Origin of the sequence: Autumnicola musiva (assembly GCF_031846585.1) — a bacterium.
GTDB classification, from domain to species: domain Bacteria; phylum Bacteroidota; class Bacteroidia; order Flavobacteriales; family Flavobacteriaceae; genus Autumnicola; species Autumnicola musiva.
The window spans coordinates 1-4,160 of the sequence record NZ_JAVRHK010000042.1 but is presented as its reverse complement, the minus strand read 5'-3'; the positions used below and the strand labels follow the sequence as shown (position 1 = coordinate 4,160).

Sequence of the window (4,160 nt, the reverse complement as noted above, 5' to 3'; positions counted from 1 at the left end):
CTTTGAAAGTGGTGCCTTCATCCCCTGTACTGTTCAATTCTATTTTTCCCTGGTGCCTCTCAACTATCTCTTTGACATCATATAAACCAAGACCATAATTTTTCTCTGTTGTAGTGCCTGCATTATTACTGGTAAACCTATCATTGAAAATTTTATTCCTGATATCTTCCGGAATAGGAGTACCTTCATTATGAACTTTAAAAATTGCCTGGTCTCCTTTAGAAGAAAGGTTCACAGAACAAAATCTCAATTATCTAATTATTAATCTGTTGGGATTTTTTATTTTGCATTTGTGTCACTTTTTATGTTACCTCGTTCCTAAAGGTGTACAGACAGCACCATAATTTACTTCTTATTTTTTTAGGTCACCTTCTTATGTTTATAAGCAGAGCTTCACACTGAAATGATATTGATTTGGTGAGACTTTGTAAAATCCATTATTATTTTGGTTTAGCATTAGGTAATTTATTTGTCTCTCTTCTAAAAAAAAGCCACCATCCTGTTGCTCTTTGAGCTTTCTGTAGTACCTCTAGTTCTTCTTCAAGAGAGCTTACAAATTGAGCCATATAAATAAAGAGTTAGGCTAAGTGGATACCAACCAAGTTGAGGCAAAATTTAAACCTGCACTCTTGAATAAAAGCTGTTAATTAAAACTTGCCCGAAATTGCAGGGGTGTTTGATTTGTTTTGGCCTTAAATAGCTTACTAAATGATTGAGAATGGTCAAATCCCAATTCAAAAGCAATTTCGCTAACGGAAAGCTGAGTAGTAGAAAGACGTTCCTTAGCTCTTTCAATGAAGTTTGAAATGAATGTATTGCTGAGCATTTTGCCCGATCAATGAGCGAAGCATATCACTTAAGTAACCAGCAGAAATACTGAGTTGATCGGCCAGAAACTGTACAGTTAGTGTACCGTGTTGCAGTGTTTGTTGATTGTTGAAATAAGTATCCAGAATAGCTTCTGTTCTTTGTAACAAATCGTTATTCACCGCTTTTCTGGTTATAAACTGGCGCTTGTAAAACCGGTTGGCATAATGTAATAAGAGTTCCAATTGGGCAATCACCACTTCCTGGCTGAATTCGTCAATCCGGCTACTTAATTCTTCCTTCATAATTTTGAACAACGACAGCATCACTTCTCTTTCCTGATCAGACAAGTGCAGGGCTTCATTAACCGAATACGAAAAATATTGGTACTGTTTTATCTTTTGAGCTAATGGAAAACCCAGCAGAAAATCAGGATGAAACAATAAAACTCGTGTACTGGCAGAGTAATCCTGTTCAACAGATCCAACCACTTGATTGGGTGCCAAAAACATCAGACTGCCTTCCTTAAAATCATAATGGCTCTGCCCGTACTTCATTTTTCCCTTCCTAGGATCTGTGATTAATACGATTTTATAAAAATCCAGCACATCATACACCGGATCTTTGCTCAAATCAAGGTCAGTATGCCCCCCGCAATGTGTCATACTAATCAAAGGATGTTGAGGTTTGGGTAAACCGGCAGCATCATGAATTTCTGAAATACTCTTAAACCGGATGATGTTTTTTCCTTTTTCATAATGTAAATTTATTTTAATCGAAAAATTACCACGGATAGTGTTCTTGATTGGGTCCGGTAAATTCTCCGGTAATATCACTTTCATCCAATGCGACACGAACGGGTTCTCTTGAGCCTTCTTCTATGGTATCTGTACCCTGAAAATTATTGAGAGCCGTTGCTGTATAACCTGGGCTTGCAGCATTTATTTTGATATTGCTCTCTTCAAGTTCTATTGCAAAAGCCACAGTAACGGCATTCATCGCAGCTTTCGAAGCTCCATAAACCACGTCAAAATTAGTCCTGTAAGGATTTTGAGGATCCATGCCCAAAGTGAGTGATCCCAAACTGCTTGAAACATTTACAATCCGCGGGGCAGTGGCATTTTTTAATAAAGGTAGAAATGCCTGTGTAACCGCCACTACTCCAAAAACGTTGGTATCCCAAACGGTACGCATTTCATCGATAGACGCTACACTCGGTTTATTTGCTGCCACTACTTCTTCTACTGTCCTGCCAGGCTTTCCCGCATGAGAAATTCCTGCATTGTTTACCAAAAGATCCAGTTTCCCATGTTTTTCCTGAATTTCCTTTACTGCAATCCTTATTGTATCTTGTTTAGTGACATCCATCTCAATGGTAATTGCATTTTCGCCAAGTTTTTCCGCAGCATTTTTTCCTTTCTCTAAATTTCTGGCCCCAACGTAAACCATGTAGTTATTTTCTGCTAACGCTTTGGCTATTTGAAATCCAACTCCCGTGTTTGCTCCCGTCACAAGGGCAATTTTGTTTTTTTCTGTTTGCATGATGCGAATTTTTAATTTGTAATGTAAAATTAGGAGTAGAAAATATTATCGCTGTAGTAGAATCGAGGATAATTGTAACCAAATTGAGGGCGCTTGATTATTCCATCCTGGGTCAATATTTGCTTTACATCAATTGCCAGTTGCATAAAATTGCTGCCGATACTGCGCACGAAATACTGAAATAGAAAAGACTAGTATAAAATACTTAGAGTTTCATCTATCTTAATGATCGATAGAAGTTCATTTAGCTTTGATTTTTGCTATATGGTTTTTACCCCAATCTTCCATTGGTTTTACCACCTTTTCAATGCTGAAACAATATTTGGTTACCTCATAATCAATTCGAACGGGATATTCGTCTATTACAGTCCTGGTAATCAATAAATTTTCCTCTAAATGTTTCAGCTCTCTGGATAATACCCGATTAGTTATTTTTGGGATTGATTTTGAAATTTCATTAAACCGCTTGTTCCCGTCGTGGATAGAAAGAATAATAGGTAATTTCCATTTGCCTCCGAGTACAAACATTGTGTCCTGTATTGCTTTCACCTTTTCGTTAAATCTTTGCTTATCACTTTCTTTCATTTAAGTATCCTTTAGTATACAAGTATCAAATGTATACTATATATGCACTAGATTTGAACTATCAACGAATAAAATTGAATAAAAATGAAAACAATTTTTATAACAGGAGCCTCATCTGGTATTGGAAAAGCAAGTGCTAAGTTCTTTCAGGAAAATGGTTGGAACGTGATTGCTACGATGCGCACCCCTGAAAAAGAAACAGAGCTTACTCAACTTGAAAACGTAACGTTTTTACCTTTGGATATTACTAATACTGAACAAATACAATCCACTGTTAAAAAAGCCATCTCATTACACGACATAGATGTGGTGCTTAATAATGCCGGATATGGTTTATTTGGTGCGATGGAAGCACTTAGCAATAAACAAATTACCCAACAGGTAAACACCAACCTTATAGGAACTATGCAGGTTGCCCAGACATTCATTCCTTATTTTAGGGAAAAGAAAAACGGATTATTCATTACGGTGACTTCCATAGCGGGACTGATGGCATATCCCTTCGGAAGTGTGTACCACGCTACAAAATGGGCGTTGGAAGGCTGGAGTGAAAGCCTGTCCATTGAATTGTCGATGTTCAACATAGGAGTTAAAACCATTTCGCCAAGTGGAACCAATACAAATTTTTCTGGCAGCTCGCTAGATTTAGGCTCACACGTGGTATATGATGAAACCATACAAAAAACATTGGGTGGCTTCAGTTCTCCCTCTACCCCGGAAGAAATTGCTGAAATTATCTACGAAGCAGCCACCGATAACAAAGACCATCTGCGTTACCTAGCAGGGGAAAATGCACAGCAGCGTTATGCAAGACGATTGGAAATAGGTCCAGAAGCTTTTAGAAAAGAAATAAAAGAATGGTTTACCGATATTAGAAATTCCTGATGAATACCATTTGAAAAGCTTTTCTCAGTTTTTTGGAGAAATTGCATCAGTAGCTAATTTTCCTGAGTTTGGTTTAAAAGCACACCTTATGGTCATCTTAACTTTTACAGAATCATTTTTCAGGTGAAAAGTTGTATGATAGCCACATGCAGAGTGCTTCACTAAAGGATATGATTGGGTTATATTTTCCACATATTGCATTCATCGATACAATAAAGCTTGGTTTTTAATCCATAAAATTTATCACGTTGATTCTAATAATTTCGAAAGTGAATCCCAACAAAAGATTATTGTATAATTTATGAAACAAGTACATTTATATAGTTTAATCGATGTTTAAT

7 protein-coding genes are annotated in these 4,160 nt (G+C 36.9%); 1 reads left to right on the top strand and 6 read right to left on the bottom strand.

Translation table 11 applies throughout. The features are described from left to right. The 6 genes from RM539_RS19600 to RM539_RS19575 all read right to left on the bottom strand — a co-directional run. The coding region (locus RM539_RS19600; protein ID WP_311505115.1) for a HAMP domain-containing sensor histidine kinase at positions 1–235 on the bottom strand (235 nt) is incomplete at its 3' end. A 205-nt stretch (positions 236–440) separates the two neighbouring features. Next, complete coding sequence (locus tag RM539_RS19595) at positions 441–566, bottom strand: hypothetical protein (protein ID WP_311505114.1); 126 nt, start codon at positions 564–566, stop codon at positions 441–443. Positions 567–643: 77 nt separating this feature from the next. After that, positions 644–826 carry a helix-turn-helix domain-containing protein gene (locus RM539_RS19590; RefSeq protein ID WP_311505113.1) on the bottom strand — a complete coding sequence of 61 codons (183 nt, stop codon included), beginning with the start codon at positions 824–826 and terminating at the stop codon, positions 644–646. Beyond that, the gene (locus RM539_RS19585) at positions 792–1,649 is read right to left on the bottom strand and encodes a helix-turn-helix domain-containing protein (RefSeq protein WP_311505112.1); all 858 of its coding nucleotides are present in this window, start codon (positions 1,647–1,649) and stop codon (positions 792–794) included. The genes RM539_RS19590 and RM539_RS19585 overlap by 35 nt, the downstream gene beginning before the upstream one ends. Then, the gene (locus RM539_RS19580) at positions 1,591–2,349 is read right to left on the bottom strand and encodes an SDR family oxidoreductase (RefSeq protein ID WP_311505111.1); all 759 of its coding nucleotides are present in this window, start codon (positions 2,347–2,349) and stop codon (positions 1,591–1,593) included. Before RM539_RS19580 ends, RM539_RS19585 begins: the two co-directional genes overlap by 59 nt. A gap of 240 nt (positions 2,350–2,589) precedes the next feature. Next, positions 2,590–2,934 (bottom strand): winged helix-turn-helix transcriptional regulator, encoded by a 345-nt coding sequence (locus RM539_RS19575; protein WP_311505110.1) that lies wholly within the window; start codon positions 2,932–2,934, stop codon positions 2,590–2,592. Positions 2,935–3,018: 84 nt separating this feature from the next. Here RM539_RS19575 and RM539_RS19570 point away from each other — a divergent pair, with 84 nt between their 5' ends. Continuing rightward, positions 3,019–3,819, top strand: a complete 801-nt coding sequence (locus RM539_RS19570) for an SDR family oxidoreductase (protein ID WP_311505109.1) — start codon at positions 3,019–3,021, stop codon at positions 3,817–3,819. Positions 3,820–4,160: the final 341 nt, after the last annotated feature.